This window comes from Thermogymnomonas acidicola JCM 13583, from assembly GCF_001316105.1.
In the GTDB taxonomy this organism is placed as follows: domain Archaea; phylum Thermoplasmatota; class Thermoplasmata; order Thermoplasmatales; family Thermoplasmataceae; genus Thermogymnomonas; species Thermogymnomonas acidicola.
In genome coordinates, this window is sequence record NZ_BBCP01000001.1 from 127056 (window position 1) to 153386 (window position 26331).

A 26331-nucleotide genomic window follows, 5' to 3' on the forward strand; every position below is an offset into this window, starting at 1 on the left:
CCCTTACCAATCACAGCCTCATTATATTTAATTTGCACAGTGCTTTCGTCCCATTTCCTTCACTGCAGCGACCTCGGCATCTCCCTCTTGTGCTTGGTCTCCTCGTACATCGCCCTTATCCTCCTGTGCTCCTCTGTCAGCGTCCCGATCCTCAGGTCAAAGAGGTCTTCCAGTATCCTGTCCAGCCTGTCGTAGGTTATGCCCAGTTCGTCCTCATCCGTCTGGCCCTCCCACAGGCCCGCTGTGGGCTTCTTCTCTATTATCCTCCTGGGCACCCCCCCGAGGTACGAGGCCATCTCCCTCACCTGGTGCTTGTAGAGGTGCATTATCGGCTCAATATCGCACGCGCCATCCCCGTACTTTGTGTAATAGCCAGTCAGGTACTCCGTCCTGTTCGTTGTGCCGACTACAATGCCGCCGTCGGTGTTCGCATAGTAATAGAGGACAACCATCCTGACCCTGGACTTTATGTTCCCTATCGCCCTCCTGTCTGTTGCCCCCCCGAGGTGTCCACGAACGCTGAGACCATGGCTCTATGGAGACCTTCCTGTATGTGCCCTTCTGCGAGTTCGCCAGTTCCATTACGTCTTCCTCATCACTGGCGGGCGTCCTGGCGTCGGGGGGGAGGAAGAGGCCAATGACCCTCTCCGGCCCCCCCAGGGCCCTGATGCAGAGCGAATACACAACGGAACTGTCTATGCCGCCGCTCAGGCCCACGATTGCCTTCCTGCTGCCAGCACTCTTCCTGATGAAGTCAACGATCCTCTGTGCCTCCTGGGAGGGCTCAGGCATAAGGCGTCAGTGAATACTGGTATAGAAAACTTCACAGCTGCCCCCCCGTGGACAGGTAGACGGCGTTCCATATGAGCATGGCGGTAGTGACCTGGCCCACCCCCCCACCGGCACTGGCGTGATGGCGGCCACGTGCCCGTTCAGCGAACTGTAGTCCGCGTCCCCCCCACGAGCTTCCCGCCCACAACAGAGGTGCCCACATCGATGACCGTGGACCCCCCCTCCCTGACGTCGTCCCTGGTGAGGAAACCCGGCCTGCCCACTGCAACGACCACGACGTCCGCAGATGCGGTGAACCGCCTCAGCTCCCTGGTCCTGCTGTGGCACACCGTCACTGTATGGTCCCTTGCGGTCAGCATCAGGGCCAGTGGCTTGCCGACCACCGTTGACCTGTTGACAATGCATATGTCCGCAGGGCCCTTGAGGTGCGCGTCGAGGAACCTGCACACCGCAGATGCGGTTGCCGGCCCTGGCCCCCCTCCCGTTGTAGAAGAGCGTGCCAAGCTCGCGGGGGGGTTCATGAAGTCCGCGTCCTTCTCCACAGGTATCAGCGATCCTGCCTCCATGCTGGTTATGCCGTGGGGGAGTGGGGTCTGCACTATGACCGCAGTGTTCGAGCTGTCAGAGGCGGCCCTTTCTATTATGCCAAGGGCCTCATCCCTTCCCTGCACGTTGCGCTTCACGTATTCCGTCTCCAGGCCAATGCCCCCCCTGGCCTTGCTCACAAGGCTCCTTGAGTACCTCTCTGCCTCTGGCGAACCGGTCACATCGATTATGCAGAGCCTTGCCCTGTGCCTGGAGTTTGCCAGCATGGCCCTTGCCTCTGCCAGCACCTGTGCTGACAGGGCCGAACCAAGGAGAAGCTCGGTGTGCAACCTCACCACTTTATCACGGACTTGATCTCCTCGGCGGGCTTTCTGCTGAATATATCGGTCTCCTCGGGGGAGTATACGCCGGTTATCATGGAAGCGAAGGCCTTGCCGTAGACGTAGCGCCACTTCCTGATGTACTCAAGGGCCTGGTAATAGTGCACCTGTGCTGCGTCCACAGAGCCCGCTATGGTGATGTTCCTCTCCACTATGTAGTCTATGTCACTCCCGTCCAGAGGTGCACCAGGCGCCTTCCCGTTGGTGCCGAATAGGATCAGGACGCCGTTGTAGTTCATCTTCCTCATGAAGCGGAATATGGTCTCCGGGTGCCCGCTTGTGTCTATCAGGAGGTCTATGCCCCCCCTGAGTGACCTGGTCGAAGTCCTTCGAGTAGTCGTGGAACTCTATGCCTGCAGCGTCGGCTAGGGAGAGCTTCCTCTCGTCTATCGGGTGCCTGTTCAGGATCACGGTCTCGAAGCCATACTCCCTGCACATGAGGGCGTACAGGAATGCCTCGGAGCCTGTCCCTATGACGAAGGCCCTCTTGTCAGTGAGAGTGGAGTGCCTGTTGTGGAATATGGCCCTCTTAGAGACGACACTGAAGACCTCAAAGGCCTTCATCACGTTCTTCGTAGGCTCAGTAAGGACTGCCACGTCCAGTATGGATGGGTCCTTAACCTTAACGAGGTAGTCGGAGTGGTCGTAGAAGTACTCACGCATGAAGCCGTGCATGCCCGTTATGCCGGCCTCGTGTTTGTTGCCGTCGGAGCAGTTGTCCTGCCTCCCGGCCAGGCAGTTCACGCAGTCCCCCGGGCCTTCTCACCACCGGCACCACATAGTCCCCTGGCCTGATGTGGTACGGGTTCTCTCCTATATCGATCACCTTGCACACGCTCTCATGGCCCAGCACAAGGCTGGAGTAGCCCTGCGGGTTGTAGGCGAACTGAAGCGAGCCAGACACAATGCCCCTATCGGTACCGCATATGCCAGTGTAAACTGGCTCCAGCTTGGCGTTCGCACCTTCCTCATCCCTTATGTCGATCTTCCCGTACCTCACGCCACCCTTCGGAGCGTCTGTGAGGATCGCGTTTACCTGCGCCATGGCCTCACCATCGCTCCGCAGGATAAAAAGGGTCGCAGTCAGAGCTGGTGTCCCAGCCTCTCCCTCTTGGTTGTCAGGTAGAACTCATCGTAGGGCGTGGGCGTGCTCTTCACAGGTATCCTGCCCGTGACCCTTATGCCGTGTTCGAGGAGGAAGTCCATCTTGGCCGGGTTGTTCGTCATGACCTTCACAGACTTTACGTTGAAGTACTTGAGGACCTCCACCGCGAAGGTGTAGTCCCTCTTGTCCACGGGCAGGCCAAGCATGAGGTTCGCCTCCACCGTATCGTAGCCCTGGTCCTGGAGGCTGTAGGCCCTTATCTTGTTCAGGAGGCCGATCCCCCCCCTGCCCTCCTGCCTGAGGTATATGAGCATCCCGTACTCCTGCTTGCCAAGGTAAACGAGAGACCTTATGAGCTGGTCGCGGCAGTCACACCTCCTTGAGCCGAAGACGTCGCCAGTGAGGCACTCCGAGTGTATCCTCAGGGGGGGCACGTCCTCCTTCCCCGTGACGTCCCCCCTTCACCAGGACTGCATGGTCCTGGTGTTCATCGTTCTCGAAGGTGTATATGTCGAACATGCCTGCCATGGTTGGCAGCTTTGCCTTTGCGTAGAGCTTGATCATCCGATCCCCCCTTGTTATTTACTTTTTGTATAGAAATGATTCCATTCCAGCGATCATGTAAAGAGAAATTTGACAAAATGGAAGCCTGCGGGTCATGGGATCTCCACGGCGGCAAACGGACCGGAGCCATCCTTGAAGATGTAGGCCGTGCCTTCGCCCCTGATCTCCCTCTCGATCCTCATCTTCTCGCTGTAGTTCTCCCCCCCGGGGCTGGAGCTGAAGCGCACGAAGACCCTGCCGATGTTGTTCTCCCTCAGCCTCTCCACCATGTCGGAGCTGCCGGATATCCTCATGTAGGCCTTCCCTGGAAATCCACTGTATTCGGTGTCGGAGGTCAGGACGAGCCTCCTGGGGGGGCCACTCTCAAGCACTCGCATGTCACTAATGCCAGGCACTGTGTGGAGGAGCCTGGCGTGAACAACAGCAGGGTCAGGGACGTAGACATACCTCCCTGCTTCCCTGATGGCTTCCAGCCCCCCCACCTCTCCGGGATCACCCCCCCTGATCACCCTTCCCTGCGGCAGCATCACTGCACTGCTCCCTGACAGGGCAAGGCTACCGGTGTAGAGGGTAAGGCGGTTCAGCTCCCCCCCGTCCACAGATATGTACTCCTTCTCCCCCCCATCTACGGGTATGTTATCCCACCTCATCTGCGGCGGCAGGTCAAAGGCATAGTCCCTCTGCCCGAAGAAGTCCATGAGGGCAAGGGGTGAGGGGAGGAGTGTGCCCATTGTCCTCACACCCTCCTCCCTTGGCCTCAGGGGGTCAGAGAACACCACGTCTGCCTCGATCCTCCCGGGGTCGAGGGAAGCGTAGTCGGAATGGACAACATCCACCTTCGCCCTGTAGGCCAGGGAGTTGAGGAGTGCCAGCGTGTACCTGAGAGGGTCTTTTTCGACCGCAGTGACCCTGCAGTGGCCCAGTGAGAAGAATATGGCCTGCATCCCTGCGCCACAGCCTATGTCCGCTATGCTCTTCCCCCCCTGCAGCCTCCTGCCCCCCCTGTACATGCCGGGCAGTTCCGGGGGGGTGGAGAAAGAAGATGAGTACTCATCCAGGTAGACCCTGTCCCACCTCGTGAACCTCTTCCTTGCCGAGATCCTTCCACGGGCCAGCTGGAAGAGCAGGCCGAAGTGCCTGTGCTTTACCTGCCTCTCTATCTGCTCCCTCTGGTGGCCCTCGTCGATCATGCGCACTATATCATTTATCAGCGCATCCGTGCTCTCCCTCTTGCCATCATCGTTCACCAGTGACATGAGGAACCTGAGCTCGGCCTGGGTTGATGCCGTTCGCATTTCGCCCTGGTAATGCGTGTGAAAATATTATTATTGAGAGCACGCTGGTACTCCGGGCAATGGACACACGGAGGGACGACAGGGCAGTATCGGAGATAATAGGCACGATACTGGTCATAGCAATCGCTGTGAGCGTTGCAACCTCCGTCCTCGCCTGGTACCTGCCAACACAGGCAGCATCGAACGACTACAGGTACCAGGGTGCCCTCGTCCAGTCGTTCCTCTCAATGGACAGCGGCGTGGCTGGGGGGGGTCTGGTGGAAGGCGAGCAGCTATCGTTCCCTGTGGCGCAGGGGATAGCTGGAATACCTCCATTCTCCGGCCCGGAACCGACCAGCATCTCCATCCTTAACAGTTCCCCGGTGGAGAGCGTCTCCCTGTCCATACTGGTCGACTTCACCTACCTCTCGAACTCCACCTCCTCGCACGCCTACCTTAACCTCTCGATAGCTGGGAGCGGGTCTCTGGCCTCAGGGTATTACACGGACGGGGCCCAGCCACTCTTCGTGTACCTGGAGGATACCTCCGTCGTCCTAGATTACATTGGCGGGTCAGTCTATTGCAGGGGTGTCTCTCCCGTATCGGCCTCTTCTTCCAACCTCTCCGTCTCGATGATATCCTATGTGGGCCGGGACACAGCATACTCCTCGGACACGGAGAGCGATGTCGTCATGACCGTGGAGAACACCACGCAGTTATCGCTTGAGAGTGGCTCCATAACCACCATTGACGGGACCGCTGTAGAGATAGGGAGGATCGATATGCTGTCGCTCAACTACACGATCACATCGCCAGCGGCTTCAGCTCTCAACAGCATGATGCAGCAGTACTTCAACAGCACAGCCTTTCAGGACTCCTCTGCTTCATGGCACCTGGGTGCCCTTGCAACAGTCACACTCTCCGGTGATACCATACACATTGAGGGAATTTCCGGCTCACTCCTAAAAGGCCTCCAGTTCAGGGCCTCAACCCTGTATGTTGTCTCCCTATGATCCATGCTGGTGCCAGTGAGCCCTCCATGCTGCTGTGCAGCCTTCCACAGGTGATACTCATGGCGGATGCTCTCCTGCCGGGTGAAGGCTGTACAGGGCACCGGGACATCCTGCTGTATGCGAAATAATATCCCTGTGCACAAATAATTAATAATGGAATGCATGCGATGCCATGGACTGGAGACAGAAGGCCGCAGGCCTCCTGATAGGCATATTCGTGGGGCAGTTCCTCCTCTTCATGATCGTTGCAGAGGCGCTCTACCCAGGTTACAGCGTGTCACATAACTACATAAGCGACCTGGGGGGGGTGGGCAGGACAGCACCGGTTTTCAACACGTCGATCATACTGCTCGGCCTGGCACTCATAGCCGCGTCTGTCCTGATGGACAGCCAGCCCCTCCCGTTCAGGGTCCTGATAGCCCTCTCCGGCATTGGCGCCGCCGGCGTGGGCATATTCCCAGAGACCACGGGCATACCGCACACCATATTTTCCCTGATAGTTTTCCTGTTCGCCTCCCTGGCACCCCTTGCGCTCCTGCGTGCCGGGAGGAGGCCGGCGGTCTTCCTTTGGACCGCCTTCGGCCTTGTTGGCTTGATAGCCTCGTGCTTTACGTGACCGGCCACTTCCTGGGCCTGGGCCATGGTGGGATGGAGAGGCTAATAGTGTACCCTAACATGGTCTGGGCCCTCTCGTTCTCGGGCCAGGTAGTGAATGATAAATAGTGAATGCTATATAAAATACATCAATGCTTAAATATTGGACATCAATGTACAGGAAGTATGATCACATCACAGACACAGGACATCATCCCCCGAGAAGTGGTACAACATAGTCCCGGACCTTCCAGAGCCACTTGCGCCCCCCAATTGACAACAGCAGCGACAGGTCTTCCATTGAGCTGCTCAACAGCCTCCTGCCCAGGGAGGTGCTGAGGCAGGAGTTCACATTTAACAGGTACGAGAGGATACCTGACGAGGTAAGGGAGATATACGCGCAGATAGGCAGGCCCACGCCCCCCCTCTTCAGGGCCCGGCGGCTGGAGGACTTCCTGGGCTACAGGGGGGCAAGATATTCGTGAAGTTTGAGGGTGCCACTGCAACAGGCTCGCACAAGATAAACACTGCGGTGGCACAGGCCTACTACGCCGGTAAAGAGGGCATAGAGGAGGTCGTCACAGAGACCGGTGCGGGCCAGTGGGGCACAGCCACTGCCCTGGCTGCAACCATGAACGGAATAAGGAGCACGGTCTTCATGGTGAAGGTGAGCTACGAGCAGAAGCCGCTCAGGAAAAAGATCATGTCCCTGTACGGTGCCAGGGTGTATGCCAGCCCGTCCACCGAGACACCTTTCGGAAGGTCGGTCCTGGAGAAGGAGCCAGGGCACCCAGGCTCGCTGGGGGGGATAGCCATAAGCGAGGCCACTGAGTACGCCCTGGAGCACGGCATAAGGTACCTGGTCGGCAGTGTCATGAACGCTGTCCTCACCCACCAGAGCGTCATAGGGCTGGAGACGCAGAAGCAGCTCGAGCTGATGGGCGAGGAGGCCAACGTCCTCATAGGCTGTGTGGGCGGTGGCAGCAACTTCGGGGGGGGCTTCACATATCCCTTCATAGGTCAGGGCAAGGAGGTGGAGGCGATTGCGTCCACGGCGGAGGAGGTGCCCAAGCTCTCCAGGGGGGAGAGTTCAGGTACGACAGGATGGACACGGCTGGCGTCCTGCCGTCGGTGAAGATGTACTCCCTTGGCGCTGATTTTGTCCCCCAAGAAGATATACGCGGGGGGGCCTCCGCTACCACGGTGCCTCACCGTCCCTCTCAGTGCTTGTTAAGAACGGGATCGTGAGGCCAGAGGAGGTCGGCGAGGCAGAGGTCATCGAGGCGCTGCAGGTCTTCGCGAGGACGCAGGGCATAGTGCTGCGCCGGAGTCCGGGCACGCCATAGCGTCGCTCATACGGTACTGCAGGGCCCACAGGGAGGAGAGAAAGAACATTGTGGTGAATGTGAGCGGCCACGGCCTCCTGGACCTCTCCATATTCGACAGGGTGGGAATATGAGGAAACTGATCCTCTACCTCACCTTCAACTACCCATCGCCAGACACCTTCACAAGGTTCCTGGATGAGGTCTCCAGGCTCCCGGTGGACTACGTGGAGCTCGGCCTGCCTACCCAGAACCCTGTCTATGATGGCCCAGCGATCAGGCAGACACACAGCGGCACCAGGAGGCCCAGTGCGGAGGAGATGTCACGGGCTGTGAAGAAGCTCCACGGTGCTGGCATAAGGACATACTTCCTGCAGTACTTCCGGGACATAGAGGGGGGGCAGAGGGACACATTCCTCACCACTGTAAACGCCTCGGGTGCTGACGGCATACTGCTCCCTGACCTGCTTATCGATTTCTTTCAGGGGGCCGAGGGCACATACACGCTGTGCACAGCCACGGCCTTGACTTCGTGCCCTTCTTCAACCCGGCGATGCCTGACAGGACGATCTCGAGGTTCTCTTCCATAACGCGCTCGTGGGCCTACTGCGGCCTGATACCATCGACCGGGATAAACGTGCCCTATGACCAGGGGGGCTGTGGTGGAGAGGATGCTGTCGCTCCTCAGGGGGGGCAGGGAGGTCAACTTCGGCTTCGGGCTCAGGAGCCTGGAAGACGTGAGGAAGCTCGTTTCAGGGAGGGATGTTGGGGGGGTGGCTATAGGCACAGCCCTCATCCCATACGTGAGGGAGGGCGACTTGGAAGGCTTCAGGAAGTTCGTCACTGAACTGAGGGGTGTTCTCTGTGATTCCTGAGATGGAGAACCTGGTATCAGGCAGCGTCCTCGGGAGGGAAGAGGCCAGGAACCTCATGCTCTACCTGGCTTCCGAGAGGTCAAGCGATGCGGAGAGGGCTGCATTCCTGGCGGCCTGAAGGTCAGGGGCGAGAGGCCGCAGGAGGTGGAGGGCTTCGTGGACGCGCTCAGGTCCTTGGCGTCCATGGGCCGTATTTCAGGGGGTCACGGACATAGTTGGTACGGGCGGTGATGGCAAGAACACCATAAACGTGAGCACCGCTGCGGCAATAGTGTGCGCTTCCATGGGTATAAGGGTTGCCAAGCACGGCAACTACGGTATAACCGGGACTCACGGGAGCGCCGACTTCGTGAGGTTCCTGGGCTTCAGGACAGATTTCAGCGCAGCCGAGGCGGAGAGCATACTCGAGGCCTCAGGGTTCCTCTACATCCTGGCACCCCTACACAACAGGAGCTTTGGCCGGTTCTCCAGGGTGAGGAAGGAACTGGGCTTCAGGAGCGTCTTCAACTACCTGGGGGGGCCCTGACAAACCCTGCCGACCCGGACAGGATCGTGGCCGGTGCGTCCACAGAGCACGCGTACGAGATGTTCGTGCAGGTGCTTTCCGCCAGGGGGGGTAAGGACGCAGCAGTGGTGATGTCCGAGGACGGCATGGACGAGGTCTCTCCCTTCGGGGGCCACGAGGATAACCTTCACGGGCCGCCTCAGGGGGGGGACCATGCACCTCGAACCCCTTTCGGTCACCGGCTTCAGGCCCAGGGAGGAGGAGTGCATAGAGAAGGACCCTGAAGCCTCTTTCTACAAGGCCCTGGGCGGCCTCCTGGGAACCAACAGGGATGCCCAGGCCTTCATAGCGCTTAACTGTGCCCCCGCCCTCATGATAAACGGCCTCTATTCGGGTTTCAGCGAGGCGTACGGTGCCGCCATGAGGCATATCTCATCCGGATCGGTCAGGAGTTACCTGGAGGGGGGGAGGCTGGGTGTCAGGCTCGCAGAGCTGCAGAGGGCGTGAGACCCTGTTCAAGGTGTGCGGCATCACCAACGTGGACGATGCTGTGATGGCAGCAGGGGGGGCCGGAGCGGACATGGTCGGCGTCATAATGGACAAGAAAGTGGTGAGGCACGGCGACAGGAGGACTGTGGAGGAGATAGCGTCCATGGGCATCCCGGTTGTCACGGTGCACACGTCCATGCCCGCCAGTGTAGGTTCGGAGAGGTACGTGCAGCTGCACTTCCCCCCCCACGGCGCCAGGGAGGTGGAGGAAGCGAGGTCGATGGGTGTCGGGGGGGTGATATCCGTGGTGAACTCAGGTACGCTGGGGGGGATATGCTCTCAAGGTACAGTGAGTGCAGGGAGGCAGGCTCTGAGATAGTGCTCGTGGAGGACAGGTCCGGCATAGCAAGGAGGACGGACATCCTGGAGGCATTTTCAGGCCTTCCAGCGTCGGTTTCGCAGGCAACGTGTCCTCTGCTGACCTGGAAACGCTCATGCGCTTCAGGCCCCGCCTGATCGACCTGAGCAGGTCACTGGAGCAGAGCCGGGAAAGAAGGACGCCAGGAAGGTGGAGGAGTTCTTCAGGGAGGTGAGGAGGCTTGCCCCCCCTCTACACTGACCTCGAATCGCTCGCCAGCGGATACCGCTCCTTCATGTATATATGCAGGTTCGATGCCGAGAGGGTCAGGGGGGGAGAGGAGAGCCTCTTCCTCTCCTCGAGGGAACCACTATCACTAGAGGGCGGGTCACTGCATGCCCTGGACGAGGTTGACGGTGAGACGCCGGTTGTGGTCAGCTATGACTTCGTGTCCGAGGCGTACCCATCGCTGAGGTTCAGGAGGAGTGGCTGGCCCCAGGTCATGCTCATGGAACCTGATGAGGTAATGCATGGAAACTTTGTGAGGGAGAGGCCCCCCCTCCAGGAGGTACCCTGCAAGGGTGGAGGTGGATACTGGCCTCATGTCCTCAATATCGGAGGCGGTGGAGAGGATCAGGGCAGGAGAGCTCCTGCAGGTTGTGCTCTCCCGCCGCATATACCTGGGCCAGGTTGACCCGTTCTCAACACTCTCAAGGTACATGGAGGGTGACCGCTCCCTCTACGTCTACATGTACAGTGATGGGAAGAGGCTCATACTGGGCAGCTCCCCCTGAGAAGGTGGTCACGAGGTCAGGCAGGGAACTCGTGATTAACCCGATAGCAGGTACGAGGCGCAGGGGGGGGAGGAACATGGAGGAAGACCTGGCGCTGGAGGAGGAGCTGAGGAGGGACGAGAAGGAGCTGCTGGAGCACAGGATGCTTGTGGACCTGGCAAGGAACGACCTCGCAAGGTCTCAATCCCGGGCTCCGTGAGGGTCACATCGTCCATGGAGGTGCATAGGTACGCCAGTGTCCAGCACCTTGTGAGCACAGTCGTAGGGAGGATGCGGGAGGGCATTGGCAACCTCGATGTCCTCAGGGCAGTGTTCCCGGCCGGAACGGTCTCTGGTGCACCCAAGGAGAGGGCCATGGAGCTCATCGACCTCTACGAGGCTTACCCGAGGGGGGGCGCCTACTCTGGGGGGGCCATAGGCACGGTCTCCAGGGACAGGATGGACCTTGCCCTGCTGATAAGGACGATCTTCAGGGACGAGACAGGCACCTATGTCCAGGCCGGCGCGGGAATAGTGAAGGACTCCAGGCCCGAGAGGGAAATGGAGGAGATGAGCGAGAAGATAGGCACGATTATGGGGGGGGTGTCATAGCTGAGGGTCTTAGTGGTGGACAACCATGATTCGTTCGTCTACAACCTCGTGCAGCTCATAGAAGAGCAGGGCGCGGACGTGAGGGTGATATACAATGACATGGTAACGCCGAAGTCCGCACTCTCCTTCGACAGGGTCGTCATATCCCTGGCCCCGGCACGCCCCCTTGTCGCCAGGGACAGGGGGGGCCACCTGCTTGAGATGCTGGAGAACGACCCGGTTAAGACCCTGGGGGGGTGTGCTTCGGACACCAGGTCATCGGGTATTTCTTGGGCTCCAGGGTGATCAGGGCAGGGAAGCTCATGCACGGACAGGTGGACGGCATACTGAACAGTGGGGGGGTGGCGTCCTGAGGGGGGCTTCCGCAGAGGTTCGTGGCCATAAGGTACCACTCACTGGCCATAGAGCCGTCTGACAGGGTCGTTGTGGATGCTGTGGCGGAGAGTGATGGCACGGTCATGGCGTTCCACTCCACTGATGGGAGGTTCATGGGGGGGGTGCAGTTCCACCCTGAGAGCTACTATTCCGAGCACGGTTCCGATATAATAAGGAACTTCCTGGGTGACTGACATGTCGGTTGTGGATGAAATATACAGGCTCAACAGGGAGAGGCGGAAGGACAGCATGGAGAGGGCTAGGGGGGGAGTGAGGAGCATGGTCTCCGAGATCTCCAGGATCAACTCGAGGGGGAAGATAGGGATCATAGTGGAGTTCAAGCGCAGGTCACCCTCAGGCTTCTCCCTGGCAAGGGACACAAAGCCATACCAGTACCTCTCGAATATGAGGAACGAGCGCGTTGTGGGCTACAGCGTGCTGACGGAGGAGAGGTACTTCGGCGGGTCCTTCCGGGACCTGCAGGAGTGCCAGGGTCTGGGAAAACCGTTGCTGGCGAAGGACTTCATAGCCACAGTGGATATGATAGACGCCGAGTACAGCGCAGGCGCGGATGTAATTCTGCTCATCGCCGACTTCCTTCCAGATGCCAGGATCAGGGAACTCGTCTCCCATGCCCACAGTGATGGCATGGAGGTGCTGCTTGAGTTCCATGAGATATCAAGGATCCCGTCTGTCAGGTCCGCAGGCGCCGACATGGTGGGCTACAACAGGAGGGACCTGCGGACAATGTCGATGGACCCGCATGAGGGGGAAGTGGTCTCAAGGCTCCTCGACATGGACTGCCCCGTAGTGCTGGAGAGCGGGATATCAAGTTCGAACCTCTCCTCCTCCATACTGGACGGGTTCAATGCAATCCTCGTCGGGACATCGCTGCTAAACGGCGACGACCTCTTCTCTGCACTGGAGGCTGTGGGCATATGAGGGACTTCATGTTCATTGCTGGGCCATGCGCTGTGGAGAGCAGGGAGCAGATCATGGAGCGGCGCACTTCCTCTCCTCACTGGGCATAAGGTACCTGAGGGGGGAGGAGCGTTCAAGCCCAGGACGGACCCGGACAGCTTCCAGGGCCTCGGGGGGGAGGCAGGCCTTAGGTACCTCAGGGAAGCTGCAGACACGTACGGGATGAAGGTCGTCTCTGAGGTCATGAGCGAGGAGCAGATACCACTGGCCGAGGAGCTCATAGATGTCCTGCAGATAGGCTCACGCAACTGCCAGAACTTCTCACTGCTCAGGAAGGTGGGCGCGGTGGGGGGGAAGCCTGTGCTCCTCAAGAGGGGGGGCTTCGGCATGACGGTGGATGAGTTCCTGAAGGCCTCAAGGTACATTGAGAAGGAGGGGGGGAACACTGAGATCATACTTGTGGAGAGAGGCATAAGGACCTTCGAGCAGTCCACCAGGTTCACCCTTGACATATCCGCAGTGCCCGTGATCAAGGAGAGGTGCAGTTACCCCGTGGTCGTCGACCCGAGCCACCCTGCAGGTCAAAGGAGGTACGTGGAGCCCCCCCTGGCCCTGGCAGGAGTGGCAGCGGGCGCAGACGGCTCATGGTGGAGGTCCACCCTGATCCCGATAGGGCGCTGAGCGATGCCAGGCAGCAGCTGGATTTCCAGTCCTTCGCACGCCTTCATTCAAGGGTCCAGGCCCTCCTCTCCTCCCTCTCCCCCCCCATCGACCAGGAGGCACGCTAGGGATCGAACGTATAAATACGGAGTGGGCTTACTTCAGAGCATGGCCTCAATGAAGATCATAGCGACCATAGGGCCTGCTTGCTCCGACCCGGAGACGCTTAAGGGCATGGTGAGGGCTGGCCTCAACAACGTGAGGATAAACACGGCGCACATAGAGAAGGGCTACATAACCAAGATAAGGAAGATGGTCGACCAGGTGAACGAGGAGACGAAGGCCAGCGTGGGCATAATGGTCGACCTCAAGGGCCCGGAGCTGAGGACGAGGGCGTACGATGGGGGGGGCAGGATGGAGATAAAGGCTGGGAACACGTACAGGTTCTCTGATGACGAGAGCGATCCAAGGAACATAGGTGTCAACTACCTGAACGTCATAGACACCCTTGAGCCTGGAGACCTGATCCTGGTGAGCGACGGCAAGATCACCCTCAGGGTGGTGCAGAAGTCTGGCAACACCGTTGAGGTGAAGGCCCTGGACTCAGGGGGGGTGATCAGGGACAGGGGGGGAAGGATAAACATACCGGGAAAGGTGCTGAACCTCGGCGTCACAACGGAGAGGGACGAGTTGTTCATAAAGGAGGGCATCGAGGCCGGGGGGGTGGAGTTCTTTGCCCTCTCATTCGTGCAGACAAGGGAGAACGTTGAAGAGCTCCAGGAGCTGGTGATGTCACAGGGCGGTGACCAGCTTATCGTTTCAAAGATCGAGACGAAGAGCGGCCTCCAGAATATATCGGACATAAGCAGGGTCTCGGACTTCATCATGGTGGCAAGGGGGGGCGACCTTGGGGGGGTGGAGATGCCGCTTGAGGAGGTCATAGTGGCGCAGAAGCAGATCATAAGGGAATCGCACAAGCACGGCGTACCGACAATAGTGGCTACCCAGGTGCTGGAGAGCATGGTGTCTAACCCTGTGCCCACCAGGGCGGAGGTATCGGACGTGACCAACGCCATACTGGACAACGCTGACGTCCTCATGCTCTCAGAGGAGACCGCGATAGGAAAGTATCCTGTGGAGTCTGTGGAGTACCTGAAAAACATAAGTGAGTACGTGGAACGCTCCTACGGCAACTTCGCAGGGCCGGAGGAGTTCCTTGGGAACAGGATCGCCTATTCCATAGCCATGGCTGCCAGGGTCGTGGCCAGCGAGATAAGGGCCGCAGGCATACTGGCGTTCACCCAGAGTGGCAACACGGCCAAGATGCTCTCCGCCGTGCGCCCGCCCTGCCCGGTGTACGCAGTGACCACGAACCGAAGATGCCGGCCCGCCTGAGCCTCTACAGGGACGTCATACCTCTCTACATACCTCAGGAGGAGGGCCAGAAACTCACACAGCTGAACGCGCTGGAGTGGCTACTGGAGAAGGGCATGTTCGAGAAGGGGGGGTCCCGGCTGGTCATAACGAGCGGTGCACCGTACTTCCTATTTGGCGGCACCAACGAGGTCAGGATCGCAACGGTTGGCAGGTTCATAGGCCGCGGCTATCCGTGCGGAAAATCAACGGACGGCGTGGTGACCAGGAACATCGATGGCACCGGCGATGTGCTCATAACAGATTCGCTCTCTGAAAGGGACATGGATAGGTACGGGAAGTTCAGGTGTGTCGTGTGCACCTCGAGCGTACCACACAGGCTCCTGAGGGAACTGACATCCAGGGGCGTTACAGTGCTGTCTAACACCAGGCTGGCTGGAGATGTGAAGGAGGGCGATCACGTGACTGTTGATGGGGACACGGGCGTGATAAATGGATAGGGGGACGGTCACTGGACGAGGTCGTCCCTGACCGTGTTTATGTGCAGCTCCCTGCCGGAATAGTCTATGTAGATGTTTTTCACTTTCACGTACTCCTCTATGCCGTATCTGCTGCCCTCTCCCGCCTGGCCCGTGAGCCTGAAGCCGGTGTGGTACCCCCCCTGTGACGCCTCCGGGCCCGGCATGTTCACATACAGCTCGCCGAACCTTACCTTCTCGAAGGCAGTGAACATGAGGTTCGGGTCCTTCGTGAAGAGGTATGATGCCAGGCCGTACTTGGAATCGTTGGCCTTCCTGATGGCGTCATCGAAATCGCTCACTGGCATTGCACCCAGGACAGGCCCGAAGACCTCCTCCTGGAATATCTCGTCGCCCTGCTTCACGTTGCTGAGTATGGTGGGCTGGAAGAAGTACCCGTTGGCCAGCTTCCCTGGCAGGTTAGGCCTGGAACCGCCGAGGAGCACCTGGGCACCATCAGACACTGCATCTTTCACGAACTTCTCCGTGGTCTGCACGGCCCCCTTGTTTATGAGCGGGCCCATGTCCGCCTCCCTGGGGGGGTCCCCGACCCTGAGCCTGGACGCGGCCTTAACGAACCTGTCCAGGAAGTTTTCGAATATGTCCTCGTGTATGTAGAGCCTCTCCGCTGCTATGCATGACTGCCCGGCGTTCCAGAACTTGGCCCATATGAGGGTCTTTATGGCGTTCTTTATGTCCGCGTCCTTCCAGACTATGAACGGCGCCTTGCCACCGAGTTCGAGGATCAGCTTCGCCATGTTCTTCGAGGCCTTCTCCATTATCCTCTGCCCCCCCGTGGCCGTGGAGCCTGTCATCGTCACCACAGAAACCTTCCTGTGCGATACTATGTAATCCCCTATCTCTGAGCCCTTTCCCGTGACCAGGTTCAGGACACCCTTCGGTACGCCAGCTTCAATGAACTTCTTCACAAGCCACTCGGCAGTGAACGGCGTGTCGCTGCTGGGCTTCAGGACAACGGTGTTTCCCGTGAGGAGGGCGGGCGCCAGCTTCCTGGCAACCATCTGCCGGGAAGTTCCAGGGTGTGAGTGCCACCACTATGCCGTAAGGCACCTTGTACTGGAATATCTTCCTGGTGCTGTTCGCTCCCTCGACGACCTCGCCATTGATCTTCCTGGCGAACTCCGCATAGTACTGTATCTGGTCTATGACACCGTCGACCTCCTCCTTGGCTTCCTTCAGTATCTTCCCGTTCTCGTTCATCAGCAGCTGCTCCAGTTCGCCCCCCCTGTCCTTCTCTATGAGTTCCCTGGCCCTGTAGAGTATCTTGGACCTCGCAACGGAGCCCATCTCGTTCCAGGCCTCAAAGGCCTCCTCCGCAGCGTCTATGGCCCTGTCCACGTCTTCCTTGGTGGCTGCGGGGAACTTGCCAAGTACCTCTCCTGTTACCGGGTTGTACTTTTCTATGGTCTCACCGCTGGAGGAGTCCACCCACTGACCGTCGATGTAGAGCTTCATGGTTTAATGATTTGTACATCGGATAAAAAGTATTGCTGTCACGCATCTGTCTGTGGCCAATCCTCCCTGGGGTAGGAGCCTATCACCTTCATCTCTGTGACCATTGAGGATATGTCCGAGAGCGCAGACCTCACAGCACTGTCATCCTCGTGGCCGTGCAGGTCAAAGAAGAACCTGTACCTCCAGGGCTTCTCCTTCTCCGGCCTCGATACAACCATGCTCAGGTTTATCAAACGCTCTGCAAATGGTGTCAGGAGCCTGTGGAGGGACCCCCCCGGGCCATCGTCCCTCAGCACAAGTGTCAGCGAGGTCTTGTCCCTACCGGTCCTCGGAGGCCTACCACGGCCCAGGCATATGAACCTGGTCAGGTTGAACCTGTAGTCCGACATGTCCTGTGCGATCACCCGGAGACCGTACTTCTGGGCCAGCCACGGTGGGCCTACCACCGCTGTGTCCTCCCTGTTCGCAGCTTCGATCGCACCCGCGGAAGTGGATGAAACAGAGATTATTTCAGCGTTCGGAAACATGGCTCTTATCCTGCCCTCGCACTGGGCAAGGGCCTGCGGGTGGGAGACCACCCTTCTTATGTCTGTGCCAACTGCGAGGAGCGCCTGCCTCACGCTAACGATCTTCTCTGCAACGATCCTCAGGCCCGTTGATGTCAGGGCATCGAGCACGGGAGTTACAGGGCCCTCTATGGAGTTCTCCACCGGAAGCACGCAGTATTCGGTGCTGCCGGCCTCTGCAAGTTCTATGGCCTCCCTGAAGCCCCCCCTGCAGAACGCGATCTCGGCCCTGCTGAACATGCTCCTCACAGCGAACTCGCTCCATGTCCCCCCCTCAGGGCCAAGGCATGACACCCTGACCCCCCCAGCTCCCTTGGTCTCCATACGGCGCAGGTGGTCAGGGTATCGATCAATATAAATACCATCTTGAATTTTCCAGTAGAGTCTTTTAGTTCGGTGGTACCTGATGAATGATGGGGACTTTATCAGAATCGACTACGAAATGAGCGTCGGAGAGGACAGGAAGCTGGTCTCAACAAACAAGGAAGACCTGGCCAAGCAGAACAACATCTACGACGAGCACATGAAGTACAAAGACGCGGTAGTTATTGTGGGCTCAGAGGGCCTTTTCAAGGAACTCAACGATTCATTCAAGAACGCGGAGGTCGGGAAGGAGGTGGAGGTGAGGATAGAGCCAGAGAACGCCTACGGCCTCCGTGACCCGAAGAATGTCAAGGTCCACAACATAAGGGAGTTCCAGAGGCTCAACATAGAGCCCGAGGTCGGCAAGGAGGTAACGATCAACAACAGGCGCGGTAGGATAATATCCGTGACGCCGGGTAGGGTCCTGGTAGACTACAACCACCAGTGGGCTGGCAAGCCCGTGTTCTACAAGTACACAGTGAAGGGCGTCATAACCGATGACACAGAGAAGGTGAAGGCAATAATTGATATGTACTACAGCATCGATTCATCGGAGTTCGGCGTCAGTGTCACGGACAGGGAGATAAGGATAAGGATACCTGAGAACTCAAAGTTCGACGCGGCCTGGATAGAGGCCAAGTTCAGGATAGTCAGCGACCTCAGGAAGTACGAGAAGGGCAAAGACATCGTGATAGAGGAGTTCTACGAGGCACAGAAGGAGGAGCCGAAGGAGGAGAAGAAGGAGGAAGCCCAGGAGAAGCCCCAGGAGGAGAGCACAGAGGCAAATGCAGCAGGGCAGTGAGGCCAGGAGGCCCCACGTCTCTGTCGTACTGGTCGAGCCACAGTACGAGGGCAACATAGGTTTCACTGCCAGGGCCATGGCCAACTTCGGCATACGCGACCTGAGGATTGTCAACCCACCTCCAATAGGCGATGAGGCGGTATCTAGGGCCATGGCGGGCAGGGAGATACTCGAGAAAGCGACATTTTTCACCGGCCTGCAGGAGGCGGTGACCGGCTTCCATGTGGTGGCAGGCACATCCAGCGACACGGGGGGGAGCAAGGCTCACCTGTTCCGCAGGATCCCTTACACCCCCCAGGAGTTCTGGGACCACTTCATGGAGGAAGGAGTGAGAATAGCACTGGTGTTCGGCCGTGAGGCAGATGGCCTCAGGAACGAGGAGCTGAACCTGTGCAACGCCTTCATAAACATACCCACAGACCCGGGGGGGCACCCAGTGATGAACCTCTCCCATGCAGTTGCAGTCATACTCTACGAGATGTACAGGCACGTGCCCAGGGCAGCCAGGAGGGGCACGGAGCCCATGAACGACATCCAGTTCAACGCCCTCATGGAGAGGACGGGATACCTCCTTGACCTTGTCGGTTACAGGGGCGGCAGGAAGGAGAACACGCTCGTCATGCTGAGGAGGATATTCGCAAGGTCAATGATCACGGATGCGGAGTTCTTCAAGATCATGGGCATACTGAGGCATATAATAAACAGGATTGAGGAAGGGGGGGAGAACTGAGAAAATTTATTAACGATTCTGCATTTTCCAGCAACGCAGCTGGTATAGATGTCTGTAAGAGCGGATAACAAGGAGAGTCCTGTATTAAGATCAACGGTAGATAAACTGCTCCAGGCCTCCAGGGAATCCGGAGGCAGGCTGTGGAGGGACATAGCCAGGAGGCTCACCGGCCCAGGAGGAACTATTCAGCCGTGAACCTGGCGAAGCTGGACAGGCTCACCAGCGAGGGTGATGTTGCCGTAGTGCCCGGCGCAGTCCTCGGCACAGGTAGGCTCACCAAGAAGATCACCGTAGCGGGCTTCAAGGCCTCAGCCTCTGCCAGGAGGAAAATAGAGGAGGCCGGTGGCAGATACGTGAGCCTTGAGGAACTGGCCAGTGAGAACCCTAAGGGCACAGGCATCAAGATAATCGGGTGAAGCATCATGATGGTGATTGACGCTGATAACGCAGTATATGGCCGCCTATCAACCTTCGTTGCGAAGAAGCTTCTTGAGGGGGGGGAGGAGGTAACGATACTGAACGCGGACAAGGTAGTGGTCACTGGTTCCAGGGACTTCATAATAAACAGGTTCAGGGAGAGGAGGGAGATCGGTAGCGTCAGGAAGGGCCCGTACTACCCGAAGACGAGCAGGGAGATCCTGAGGAGGTCCATAGGCGACATGCTCCCGAAGAAAAAGACCCGTGGCAAGGAGGCACTCCACAGGTGCAAGGTTTACAGTGGCTTCCCGGAAGCGTTCAAGGGTGCGCAGGTGGTCAGGGTGGAGAAGGCCATGAACAGGAAGGTCAACGGCTTCGTCACTCTCGGTGAGATCTCCAGGCTACTTGGTCAGAAGGTGTGACCGTGGCGGACTACGTGATTACTTCTGGAAAGAGGAAGACGGCCGTTGCGAGGGCCGTCACGAAAAAGGGAACCGGCAAGTTCACCATTAACGGGGGGGTGCCAGTTGAGCTCTATCCGGTGGAGGTGCTCAGGGAGAAGATCATGGAGCCCATAAGGCTCCTGGGCGAGAGGGCAAATGAGATCGACATAGAGGTCAACGTGAGGGGCGGCGGCCTAACAGGCCAGGCAGACGCCTCAAGGACCGCAATGGCGAAGGGAATGGTGGAGTACTTCAAAGACGATTCCCTTGAGGAGATGTTCAGGCAGTTCGACAGGACCCTCATGGTGAACGATGTCAGGAGGAAGCTCCCGAAGAAGCCCATGGGGAGGGGAGCCAGGAAGAAGAGGCAGAAGTCATACAGGTGAATAAATGATAATTCCCGTGAGGTGTTTCAGCTGCGGGCGTGTAATCGCATCGGATTACGTGAGGTTCAGGGCCAGGATGGACGAGATACGCGCCCTTGGGCGAGAACCTGCGCCGGAGGAGGTCTCAAGGCCCTAGACGAGCTTGGCCTGCACAGGTACTGCTGCAGGCGCATGATACTCTCTCACGTTGACCTGATTGACGATGTGATGCCCTTCTCATGAGTGGGACCGTGGGGTAGCTTGGTATCCTGCCAGCTTGGGGTGTTGGCAACTTGAGTTCAAATCTCAACGGTCCCATCCATCTAAGTCTTTAGCATAACTTGTCACACCCCCCCTCTGTGCGTTGCCTCCTTTAGTTACCCGGCTTGGATAGTCGGTATCACCCGTCATTTGAGCCCATGCCACTGAAGCACTTCCAATTCGATAACAGATACAGAGGCCCATATGATACGCCTGCAATAACGGGCGGATACAATGGCATAAAATTGCACCTTTAAACTGCATAGCACCGTAAATTTCCTCTGGATGCACCTTTGGTGTCCCGGGTAACCTGCACCTCCGGCCCAGGGCTGGTTCGGCGGAATGGCGGGGAGGGACGGACAGGTATTGGGACTTAGGTCACCGGGTGGTTGCCAAAGACGGTATTATTAATTAATAAGCGAAACACGAACCCGAGGCAGGGTCAGCGCCGTGTATTTCATCAATGGCAGTAGCAATATCACACCATTCCGGAAAAGCAGGTTCGGAGATGTACGCCGGGCATTGCATGAATATGTGGCATTCAATAATTTTCCATATCAACTGTATCTGGGGGGGCATTGTAATTATACATGATAAGTGTTATATTAGTTGTTTTGTAGGTTCTGACGCGTAGGTTTAAAATATAATAGAAGGGTATTGTATCCACGTGAACACGAGAAATCGTCGCGGTGGTGGTTACGTTGATTCTATCGATATATTCCCAGGCCATCCAAAATGTTCATGCTTAAACGGTGCCGTATATGTGAACAGATAGAACAGGACAACTTTTGGCTTTGAAGGGGTGCAGGCCTTCTCACCGAAAGGAGGAAATCCCATCGCCAGGGGGGGTGTATTTGAATCACCGGTGCCCGGCACGGTATACCGTAATCAGAGGACTAGTGGGGAGGTCAGAGACTTGCTTTATGCGGCTGGTGGCCAGGCTTATGGTTTACCCGCGCAGCTGATCTCCTGTCGGGCGCCTGCATATCCGCATAACTGGTGGTGAGCACCAGGTGCCATCAAGGGGGGGGATAAAACCCTGGCCTTCATCGTGTTTGTGATAGTATCCATAACCCCCCCTTCCAGCTATGAGGTCGAGCCCAGGCCACTGGCCCACACTATCCGTTCGATTATTACAGTTTTGGCTACGGGAAACGTGTCTATCTATACAATTCATTCAACAACTCCATAAACGTCACGTTCACCATTATGGGGCAGTCATTCACGTACAGCAAAACGCCTGTTAACGTTGAGGGGGGGTGGATGGTAGAGATCGCGACCAATGCCGCCGTAACAGAGCCAAGCATACCCACTGGCCCGGTGTTCGTGAACTGGGTCAAGATGGACCTTGTGAAGGGTAGTGACATCTATTTTGACCACCTCTTCCTGGAGGTGAACTATTTCTACTTCAACCTGACCGCGTGGAATGGCACGGCATCGATCCCCGTAGACATACTGGCTGAGGGCTATCCACCTTACGGGACGTTCTTCGTAGCCCACAGGGGGGGCCCAGATGTCGTGACCAGCATTGAGTTCGCTCCCTACGGGCCATGGAGGATATTTGCGATCCCAGGAATCATGAATCCTGCGCTGCCGCCACTTCCGCTCGTGTGTTCTGGAAACTTCACGCCTGAGCCACCGGGAGCAGTAACATATGCGAACTGCTCAGTGCAGTACGGTGGGCCTCTCACGTGCCAGTGTTCTGGGTATCTGACATCAACACCGATCACATTCTCGTGACGCCAGTGCTCGAAATGGGACCGTATTTCGTGAAGGGTGACCCGGTCTGGATAAACATCGAGTTGAGCTATCCCTCTGGAACGCTGAGGTACTGTGTAATGGAGGAGTGATACCGTGAATATTAAGAGGATGGTATTAGCGATTGTTGTTGCATCGATAATTGCCTATGCAGGCTTCCATTACGCCTCACTCATCCACCTGAAGGAAGGCGTGGGCATTTCCGATATCAAGTCTCCACCAGACTTCGGCCCGTTCTTTCCCGTGACGGAGCACATATCCGCCTCCAACAGGGTTACTGTGCTGTTTATCGGTGCGGAGGCATGTACCTTCTGGGATGCCGAGAGCTGGGTCATATACTATGCCCTCCTCCACTACGGCTCCTGGTCATCGGTACAGTTCGTGCACTCTTACAATGGGGACGTATTTCCAGGAACCCTGGGGGGGATAAACCTCATGAACGCTACCTATTCATCAACCACCATCGTGTTCCATGGCATCGAGATGTACAACGAGACATGGCACGCCATAACGGAACTTAACGCGAGCACCAAGGCACTCTTAAACAGGTACGACCCACAGGATTCGATCCCGTTCATTCTCATCAACGGTGAGTACCTGGAGGTTGGGTCTTCCTATTCCCCCCCATCGTATATCCCCCCCAATATGACTACGAATGAGGTCAATGAAAGACCTGGATGAGAAGAGCGGGGGCCGCGGCCACTGTGATAATCAAAGAGGCAGGGTGTGTTGACCAGGTGATCTCATACCTGATGGGCCAGTAATCCCAATCTTATTGTAGAAGACAAGAGAAATCGGCTCCCTAAAGGGTTATGATCCCTGGCTAGTGGCATCAACTTTATAGTACCTAGGCACCCACGAAGACTTCCCCCTTCAAAGTTTCTGTAACTAGGAACTGATATGGTTAGTTCATTCGGCAGGAAGGGTCCGATAGCCCAATGGTGTGGAGGGCTGTGCTAGTCGGTAGAAACTGGAAGGGTGCCCTTTCAGTCCTTCCTGAATCGTCAGTATCACCTGGCCTTGTACCTCCAGAGGGTATTGTAACTCCCTGCACCGCACTAATACTGAGTGGGCCTCTGCAGTCTGGGCCTTTCCCCCCCGCAAGGAGTTGGGTTACAGGTGTGAGAGTATGAACTTCCTTAGCGTATCGTTGTAGCCCTTCCTGTCCTCCCACATGGTGAGGTGGGAGCAGCCCTTGAAGATGACCATCTCCGAGCCACCTATGTTCCTGTGGATCACCTCCGCAACTGCAGGCGTGACCTCATCATACTCCCCCCCGACGCTGACGAGTGTTGGTACCTTTATCTCGTGCAGCCTGTCCGTAATGTCCCAGTCCTTTATCGTGCCAGTTATGGTGAACTCGTTCGGGCCATTCATGACCCTGTAGACGTTCCTCTTCTCCCCCCCGTATTCCAGGACCTCAGGACCTCCTCAGGCCAGTCCTCGGAGCGCAGCAGGTGCTGGTGGTAGAAGTAGTTCACAGCAGAGAGGTATGCTGGTTCGTTGTACAGGCCCTTCGCACCGTATTCCCTTATGGCGTCCCTGTACCTGGCTGGCAGGCCGTCTATGAGCCTCTCCATCTCCCTCACGGTTAGCGGCACGGAGGAAAGGCCCCCCCCAGACACTATGAGGCCCCCCCTTAGCCTGTCCTGGTACTTCAGGGCGTATGCAAGTGCCAGTGCCCCCCCTCCGTAGGAGGATCCCATTAGGAACACCTTCTCCTCACCGAACAACTGTTTCCTCAGTGTCTCAGCCTCCTCCACACCGTAGTCTATTGTAAAGTCCTCAACCGGAGGTTCCTCTGACCTTCCGCAACCGAACTGGTCATAGAAGAGCACGGTGATCCCGTGATCCACAAGATCCCTCAGTGACAGGAGGTAGTCATGCGACATGCCTGGCCCGCCGTGCATGGTCATCAGCTTTGCCTTCTCATCCTCTGCCCGGCACAATTTGTAGTAGATGTAGATACCCTGTACCTTTGCATACCCGTCTGTGCACCCCCCCTCACAATCGACATCCTTCTCCATGAGAGCACCCCCCCGCCATGCAGTAACGGGTCGTCCCATTCAAAACTTTCAGCATGGCTTTTTCAAGATTACCGCAGCCACCTTCATGCCTCTGTCCTGCACAGGGTGGGATCAGGAGGCAGGCCTCATTCAGTCACATGGAAAGCATTCTAAATCCAGGCGGCCTCATCCATACATGTGCAGGATGTTCGCCTCGTTCTCCCGGAGGGCAGAGCAGCAGTCCATTGTCAGTGCGCTTGTCAGGGCTGCCAGGAACGACGTGTTCCGCAATGGGGGGGAGGCACACAGGGATGGGTGGGGGGGCTGTGCGCTGGCATCAGGCGACGCAGTATTCACGTGGAGGTCAACAAGGCCCATTTACCAGGACTTACCGGCCATTCCAGACGCACTGGGCCAAACATTCCTGGCACTGTTCCATGCCAGGCTCGCTGCGGATGGTGAGCCCGTGAATGCACCTGCGTACTCGCACCCGTTCACTGTAACCGCGCAGGACGGGCACATGTACGTGTGCCACAACGGCTGGGTGGACAAGGAAAAGGTGGGCAGGGAGTACGGCGTCAGGGTAGAGGGGGGGAAGAGCGACACTCAGGTGATGTGTGAGGCCATGTCCACGCTCGGGAAGGGGGGGGCGTTCGAGGGCTTCAGGGAAGTTATGGAATTCTGCCGTGAGAATGCCATGAAGGGGGGGGCCCTGAACGTCCTGGCACTCTTCATCGGGAACGGGAGGATGGCGGAGGTATACTACCACTCATCACTGCTGAAGGAGAGCGTGTACGGCCGCCTTTACTCCAGGCAGACCGGTGGCAGCTTCGCAGTGATGTCATCCACAGTTGCCTACTACATGGGCCTCATCGACGCCTCGGGCCAACCCCCCCTTGTGCAGGACACCATGGCAGTTGAGGAGAACGCCTGTTTCAGGGAATCCTTCACCCTCTGAAGCATGCACATGATGGGCCACAGGTATCCACCCTGCCATCCGGGACAGGCCAGCACCCACCGGAATGGGTCTACACCTGGTTCACATAGACCGTAATGTCAAGGACACCGGCAAAGTTTCTGTCAGGCAGCCTGACGCCTATGGCCATGTCCACGCCCTTTCCTGGCCCTATCACCGATGTTGTGGATGAGAGAACGTAGCCAGGCACACTGAACCCTGGCGTGGCCGAAGAAACCTCTGTTACGTTGATTGGCACCGACAGGGTGTCCTCTATCACTGTCCTGATGGTAATGGTGGAGCCACCGTAGTAGGTCCTGAAGTTCCAGGGTATGTGGGCGCTGTATATCTGCTGCGATGTGTTGTTGTCCATTACGGCAACATTGACAGCCATCACATTCACAGTCCTGGAGCTGAACTGCCCTGTGGCTGCGAGGACAGCCACAACAACAGCTATTACCGCTATTACGGAAACAGCGATCCTCAGGAGGGTGCGCCTGTTGTTGGGGGGGTGGTTGTTCCTGATGGGTTCCAACGCAGTTCATGTGTGATTCTGTACCGCGTATTTCTAGATTCACATTTCCAACGGGAAACGCACGGAAGTGTTCGGGAAAAGATAAATAACAGGACTGCAATATTAAGAAGTAAATGGAAAGCATAGAACCAAACGCCCGCATCGCAGACCTGGTTGGCCTGCTGTATGTCCTCACATATGTTTTTCCAGACCGTACAGACCTGTATGAGCTGGAGAAGGAGATGGAGGTCGACCTTGACGACCTCATGCCAATAGTATACACGGCCGCAAGGCTCGGCTTCGTCCATGTGGTGGATGGCGACATCGAGATCACGGGCCTGGGGGAAGGAGTACATACTCGGCAGCATAAAGAGGAGGAAGGAGATACTGAGGCAGATACTGGACAGGCTTGAGCCGTTCGCCACCGCAATATCCATGGGAGATTTTACCGTTGATGACCTCTATGACGCCCTTGAGGCAAAGGGCATCCAGACCTACAACAGCCCCCTCGGGCAGGCGTGACCTTGAGGTCATACTGATAGAGTGGGGGGGCATATACTCCGGTCTCATCAGGAAGACGGAGGACGGCTTCGAGGCGGTGAAAAAGGCAGTGAAGAGCTGAC

Annotated in this window: 27 protein-coding genes, 1 tRNA gene and 11 pseudogenes; 29 read left to right on the forward strand and 10 right to left on the reverse strand. The window is 57.4% G+C overall.

Annotated elements, in window-relative coordinates; all coding sequences use genetic code 11:
* Positions 1–59: 59 nt before the first annotated feature.
* The 6 genes and pseudogenes from nadE to JCM13583_RS00950 form a co-directional block, all read right to left on the reverse strand.
* A complete protein-coding gene (gene nadE / locus JCM13583_RS11645; protein ID WP_162509135.1) occupies positions 60–452 on the reverse strand; it encodes an NAD(+) synthase in 393 nt (130 codons plus the stop codon).
* Positions 334–792 (reverse strand): hypothetical protein, encoded by a 459-nt coding sequence (locus tag JCM13583_RS11650; protein WP_162509136.1) that lies wholly within the window; start codon positions 790–792, stop codon positions 334–336. The genes nadE and JCM13583_RS11650 overlap by 119 nt, the downstream gene beginning before the upstream one ends.
* Before the next feature lie 140 nt (positions 793–932).
* Positions 933–1667 carry a bifunctional 5,10-methylenetetrahydrofolate dehydrogenase/5,10-methenyltetrahydrofolate cyclohydrolase gene (locus JCM13583_RS00935; protein ID WP_171823314.1) on the reverse strand — a complete coding sequence of 245 codons (735 nt, stop codon included), beginning with the start codon at positions 1665–1667 and terminating at the stop codon, positions 933–935.
* A gap of 2 nt (positions 1668–1669) precedes the next feature.
* Positions 1670–2763, reverse strand: a pseudogene (locus tag JCM13583_RS00940) (glucose 1-dehydrogenase).
* Positions 2764–2801: 38 nt separating this feature from the next.
* Positions 2802–3387, reverse strand: a pseudogene (gene ribA / locus JCM13583_RS00945) (GTP cyclohydrolase II).
* Between the two features lie 92 nt (positions 3388–3479).
* Positions 3480–4682 (reverse strand): class I SAM-dependent methyltransferase, encoded by a 1203-nt coding sequence (locus JCM13583_RS00950; RefSeq protein WP_075056334.1) that lies wholly within the window; start codon positions 4680–4682, stop codon positions 3480–3482.
* 59 nt (positions 4683–4741) lie between these two features.
* Here JCM13583_RS00950 and JCM13583_RS00955 point away from each other — a divergent pair, with 59 nt between their 5' ends.
* From JCM13583_RS00955 to pyk, 18 genes and pseudogenes are all read left to right on the forward strand, one after another.
* On the forward strand, positions 4742–5674 hold the full coding sequence (locus JCM13583_RS00955; protein ID WP_075056335.1) for a hypothetical protein: 933 nt from the start codon (positions 4742–4744) through the stop codon (positions 5672–5674).
* A 172-nt stretch (positions 5675–5846) separates the two neighbouring features.
* Positions 5847–6397: pseudogene (locus tag JCM13583_RS00960) on the forward strand (DUF998 domain-containing protein).
* A gap of 170 nt (positions 6398–6567) precedes the next feature.
* A pseudogene (locus tag JCM13583_RS00965) lies at positions 6568–7727 on the forward strand (TrpB-like pyridoxal phosphate-dependent enzyme).
* Complete coding sequence (locus JCM13583_RS00970; protein WP_075056336.1) at positions 7724–8182, forward strand: tryptophan synthase subunit alpha; 459 nt, start codon at positions 7724–7726, stop codon at positions 8180–8182. Before JCM13583_RS00965 ends, JCM13583_RS00970 begins: the two are co-directional and overlap by 4 nt.
* Before the next feature lie 54 nt (positions 8183–8236).
* A complete protein-coding gene (locus tag JCM13583_RS00975) occupies positions 8237–8467 on the forward strand; it encodes a hypothetical protein (protein WP_075056337.1) in 231 nt (76 codons plus the stop codon).
* A 211-nt stretch (positions 8468–8678) separates the two neighbouring features.
* Entirely contained in the window at positions 8679–8993 is a 315-nt protein-coding gene (locus tag JCM13583_RS13470; protein ID WP_171823345.1) for a hypothetical protein, read from the forward strand.
* Between the two features lie 26 nt (positions 8994–9019).
* Entirely contained in the window at positions 9020–9256 is a 237-nt protein-coding gene (locus JCM13583_RS13475; protein ID WP_171823315.1) for a hypothetical protein, read from the forward strand.
* Positions 9186–9479, forward strand: a complete 294-nt coding sequence (locus JCM13583_RS00985) for a hypothetical protein (protein WP_075056339.1) — start codon at positions 9186–9188, stop codon at positions 9477–9479. The genes JCM13583_RS13475 and JCM13583_RS00985 overlap by 71 nt, the downstream gene beginning before the upstream one ends.
* The gene (locus JCM13583_RS00990) at positions 9448–9840 is read left to right on the forward strand and encodes a hypothetical protein (protein WP_075056340.1); all 393 of its coding nucleotides are present in this window, start codon (positions 9448–9450) and stop codon (positions 9838–9840) included. The genes JCM13583_RS00985 and JCM13583_RS00990 overlap by 32 nt, the downstream gene beginning before the upstream one ends.
* Positions 9841–10060: 220 nt before the next feature.
* Positions 10061–10513, forward strand: a complete 453-nt coding sequence (locus JCM13583_RS11660) for a hypothetical protein (RefSeq protein WP_162509140.1) — start codon at positions 10061–10063, stop codon at positions 10511–10513.
* The gene (locus tag JCM13583_RS00995; RefSeq protein WP_171823316.1) at positions 10443–10613 is read left to right on the forward strand and encodes a chorismate-binding protein; all 171 of its coding nucleotides are present in this window, start codon (positions 10443–10445) and stop codon (positions 10611–10613) included. Before JCM13583_RS11660 ends, JCM13583_RS00995 begins: the two co-directional genes overlap by 71 nt.
* On the forward strand, positions 10576–10812 hold the full coding sequence (locus JCM13583_RS01000; protein WP_075056342.1) for a chorismate-binding protein: 237 nt from the start codon (positions 10576–10578) through the stop codon (positions 10810–10812). Before JCM13583_RS00995 ends, JCM13583_RS01000 begins: the two co-directional genes overlap by 38 nt.
* Positions 10809–11204, forward strand: a complete 396-nt coding sequence (locus tag JCM13583_RS01005; protein ID WP_075056343.1) for a chorismate-binding protein — start codon at positions 10809–10811, stop codon at positions 11202–11204. Before JCM13583_RS01000 ends, JCM13583_RS01005 begins: the two co-directional genes overlap by 4 nt.
* 15 nt (positions 11205–11219) lie before the next feature.
* Positions 11220–11489 carry a hypothetical protein gene (locus JCM13583_RS11665; RefSeq protein WP_162509142.1) on the forward strand — a complete coding sequence of 90 codons (270 nt, stop codon included), beginning with the start codon at positions 11220–11222 and terminating at the stop codon, positions 11487–11489.
* A gap of 89 nt (positions 11490–11578) precedes the next feature.
* On the forward strand, positions 11579–11773 hold the full coding sequence (locus JCM13583_RS11670) for a gamma-glutamyl-gamma-aminobutyrate hydrolase family protein (protein WP_162509143.1): 195 nt from the start codon (positions 11579–11581) through the stop codon (positions 11771–11773).
* Complete coding sequence (locus tag JCM13583_RS01015; protein ID WP_162509144.1) at positions 11766–12521, forward strand: hypothetical protein; 756 nt, start codon at positions 11766–11768, stop codon at positions 12519–12521. The genes JCM13583_RS11670 and JCM13583_RS01015 overlap by 8 nt, the downstream gene beginning before the upstream one ends.
* Positions 12518–13288: pseudogene (gene aroF, locus JCM13583_RS01020) on the forward strand (3-deoxy-7-phosphoheptulonate synthase). Before JCM13583_RS01015 ends, aroF begins: the two are co-directional and overlap by 4 nt.
* Positions 13289–13337: 49 nt before the next feature.
* Positions 13338–15034 (forward strand): annotated as a pseudogene (pyk, locus tag JCM13583_RS01025) (pyruvate kinase).
* Positions 15035–15042: 8 nt separating this feature from the next.
* Here the strand turns inward: pyk and JCM13583_RS01030 are convergent.
* Both JCM13583_RS01030 and pheA read right to left on the reverse strand, forming a co-directional pair.
* Positions 15043–16528: pseudogene (locus JCM13583_RS01030) on the reverse strand (aldehyde dehydrogenase family protein).
* Positions 16529–16566: 38 nt separating this feature from the next.
* The gene (pheA, locus tag JCM13583_RS01035) at positions 16567–17418 is read right to left on the reverse strand and encodes a prephenate dehydratase (RefSeq protein WP_075056346.1); all 852 of its coding nucleotides are present in this window, start codon (positions 17416–17418) and stop codon (positions 16567–16569) included.
* A gap of 82 nt (positions 17419–17500) precedes the next feature.
* Between pheA and JCM13583_RS01040 the strand changes: the two genes are divergently transcribed.
* The 9 genes and pseudogenes from JCM13583_RS01040 (at position 17501) to JCM13583_RS01080 (ending at position 22914) form a co-directional block, all read left to right on the forward strand.
* Positions 17501–18259, forward strand: coding sequence for a peptidylprolyl isomerase (locus JCM13583_RS01040; protein ID WP_075056347.1), 759 nt, complete (start codon positions 17501–17503; stop codon positions 18257–18259).
* Entirely contained in the window at positions 18243–18989 is a 747-nt protein-coding gene (locus tag JCM13583_RS01045; protein ID WP_075056348.1) for an RNA methyltransferase, read from the forward strand. The genes JCM13583_RS01040 and JCM13583_RS01045 overlap by 17 nt, the downstream gene beginning before the upstream one ends.
* Positions 18990–19037: 48 nt before the next feature.
* A pseudogene (locus JCM13583_RS01050) lies at positions 19038–19405 on the forward strand (50S ribosomal protein L18e).
* Between the two features lie 6 nt (positions 19406–19411).
* Positions 19412–19828, forward strand: a complete 417-nt coding sequence (locus JCM13583_RS01055) for a 50S ribosomal protein L13 (protein ID WP_075056349.1) — start codon at positions 19412–19414, stop codon at positions 19826–19828.
* A gap of 2 nt (positions 19829–19830) precedes the next feature.
* A complete protein-coding gene (locus JCM13583_RS01060; protein ID WP_075056467.1) occupies positions 19831–20235 on the forward strand; it encodes a 30S ribosomal protein S9 in 405 nt (134 codons plus the stop codon).
* A 4-nt stretch (positions 20236–20239) separates the two neighbouring features.
* A pseudogene (locus tag JCM13583_RS01065) lies at positions 20240–20457 on the forward strand (DNA-directed RNA polymerase subunit N).
* A gap of 2 nt (positions 20458–20459) precedes the next feature.
* Positions 20460–20532, forward strand: a tRNA-Pro gene (locus JCM13583_RS01070).
* Between the two features lie 1152 nt (positions 20533–21684).
* The gene (locus JCM13583_RS01075) at positions 21685–22215 is read left to right on the forward strand and encodes a hypothetical protein (RefSeq protein WP_075056350.1); all 531 of its coding nucleotides are present in this window, start codon (positions 21685–21687) and stop codon (positions 22213–22215) included.
* A 129-nt stretch (positions 22216–22344) separates the two neighbouring features.
* Entirely contained in the window at positions 22345–22914 is a 570-nt protein-coding gene (locus tag JCM13583_RS01080) for a DUF929 family protein (RefSeq protein ID WP_075056351.1), read from the forward strand.
* 432 nt (positions 22915–23346) lie between these two features.
* Here the strand turns inward: JCM13583_RS01080 and JCM13583_RS01085 are convergent.
* Positions 23347–24260: pseudogene (locus tag JCM13583_RS01085) on the reverse strand (proline iminopeptidase-family hydrolase).
* Between the two features lie 175 nt (positions 24261–24435).
* Between JCM13583_RS01085 and JCM13583_RS01090 the strand changes: the two are divergent.
* Complete coding sequence (locus JCM13583_RS01090) at positions 24436–25197, forward strand: hypothetical protein (protein ID WP_075056352.1); 762 nt, start codon at positions 24436–24438, stop codon at positions 25195–25197.
* Positions 25198–25267: 70 nt separating this feature from the next.
* Here JCM13583_RS01090 and JCM13583_RS01095 read toward each other — a convergent pair whose 3' ends face one another.
* Positions 25268–25729, reverse strand: coding sequence for a hypothetical protein (locus tag JCM13583_RS01095; protein WP_075056353.1), 462 nt, complete (start codon positions 25727–25729; stop codon positions 25268–25270).
* A 113-nt stretch (positions 25730–25842) separates the two neighbouring features.
* On the opposite strand from JCM13583_RS01095, the pseudogene JCM13583_RS01100 reads away from it, so the two are divergent.
* Positions 25843–26330, forward strand: a pseudogene (locus tag JCM13583_RS01100) (AAA-associated domain-containing protein).
* Position 26331 lies beyond the last annotated feature (1 nt).

Bases quoted from the DNA above. Each gene is read 5' to 3' on its own strand.
- JCM13583_RS00955 (WP_075056335.1), top strand. From the start codon at position 4,742: ATGGACACACGGAGGGACGACAGGGCAGTATCGGAGATAATAGGCACG.
- nadE (WP_162509135.1), bottom strand. From the start codon at position 452: ATGGTTGTCCTCTATTACTATGCGAACACCGACGGCGGCATTGTAGTC.
- JCM13583_RS00985 (WP_075056339.1), top strand. From the start codon at position 9,186: ATGCACCTCGAACCCCTTTCGGTCACCGGCTTCAGGCCCAGGGAGGAG.
- JCM13583_RS01075 (WP_075056350.1), top strand. From the start codon at position 21,685: ATGGGGCAGTCATTCACGTACAGCAAAACGCCTGTTAACGTTGAGGGG.
- JCM13583_RS00975 (WP_075056337.1), top strand. From the start codon at position 8,237: ATGACCAGGGGGGCTGTGGTGGAGAGGATGCTGTCGCTCCTCAGGGGG.
- JCM13583_RS11650 (WP_162509136.1), bottom strand. From the start codon at position 792: ATGCCTGAGCCCTCCCAGGAGGCACAGAGGATCGTTGACTTCATCAGG.
- JCM13583_RS01055 (WP_075056349.1), top strand. From the start codon at position 19,412: ATGATGGTGATTGACGCTGATAACGCAGTATATGGCCGCCTATCAACC.
- JCM13583_RS00970 (WP_075056336.1), top strand. From the start codon at position 7,724: ATGAGGAAACTGATCCTCTACCTCACCTTCAACTACCCATCGCCAGAC.
- JCM13583_RS01040 (WP_075056347.1), top strand. From the start codon at position 17,501: ATGAATGATGGGGACTTTATCAGAATCGACTACGAAATGAGCGTCGGA.
- JCM13583_RS00950 (WP_075056334.1), bottom strand. From the start codon at position 4,682: ATGCGAACGGCATCAACCCAGGCCGAGCTCAGGTTCCTCATGTCACTG.
- pheA (WP_075056346.1), bottom strand. From the start codon at position 17,418: ATGGAGACCAAGGGAGCTGGGGGGGTCAGGGTGTCATGCCTTGGCCCT.
- JCM13583_RS01080 (WP_075056351.1), top strand. From the start codon at position 22,345: ATGGTATTAGCGATTGTTGTTGCATCGATAATTGCCTATGCAGGCTTC.
- JCM13583_RS01090 (WP_075056352.1), top strand. From the start codon at position 24,436: ATGTGCAGGATGTTCGCCTCGTTCTCCCGGAGGGCAGAGCAGCAGTCC.
- JCM13583_RS01045 (WP_075056348.1), top strand. From the start codon at position 18,243: ATGCAGCAGGGCAGTGAGGCCAGGAGGCCCCACGTCTCTGTCGTACTG.